Origin of the sequence: Methanoculleus sp. MH98A, assembly GCF_000691865.1 — an archaeon.
Taxonomy (GTDB): Archaea; Halobacteriota; Methanomicrobia; order Methanomicrobiales; family Methanoculleaceae; genus Methanoculleus.
In genome coordinates this window covers 1-621 of sequence record NZ_JMIO01000293.1, presented here as the reverse complement: position 1 = coordinate 621, position 621 = coordinate 1, and the positions used below count along the sequence as shown (strand labels likewise).

Below are 621 nucleotides of genomic sequence, written 5' to 3'. Positions count from 1 at the left end.
GGAAGGCTCTGCGTAAACCCCCGGCAACTCTTTTTTTACGGCCGGAAACGCTTCACACAACCCCGTCGCCGGTAGCTCCCCGCTTGCGTCAACAAAGCAGGTGTGACCCGCCGTTCCGGTGTTTAGCCAGGAACAGGCACAACCTTTTTATTGATTGGTTCAAATATGTTCCATGTGGAACAAAATGTGTCCATCAAGATCGTTGCTCTCCTGCTCAGGGGCGACTCGCACCCCCGCAAACTTGCAAAAGATCTGAACGTTTCACACACCACCGTGTTGCGGAGACTTAAGGACCTATTAGACGGGAACGTCGTAGACTTCAGGATAGAGGGGAAAAATAGAACCTATTTCCTGAAGAAAACTCTTGAAGCACGGGTGCACGTCTATGTAGTGGAGTGGTACGCGCTCGGAAACCTGATTGAAAAGGCCCCTCATCTACGATCAGTCATCAGGACGATCCAGGAGAGACGGAATATCCCGCTTGCCATAATCTTCGGCAGTTATGCGAAAGGAACTGCGGATGAGAAGAGCGACATCGATCTCTATATCGAGACAGACGATAGAGAGGTGAAACGAGAACTGGAGCGTTGCCATTCGAGGCTCAGCGTGAAGATCGGAACC

Annotated in this window: 1 protein-coding gene; it reads left to right on the top strand. The window is 51.2% G+C overall.

Going from position 1 to position 621, the window contains the following annotated elements:
- Positions 1 to 174 precede the first annotated feature (174 nt).
- Positions 175 to 621, top strand: a 447-nt coding sequence (locus EI28_RS13020) for a nucleotidyltransferase domain-containing protein (RefSeq protein ID WP_231476879.1), incomplete at its 3' end; no start/stop codon positions are given.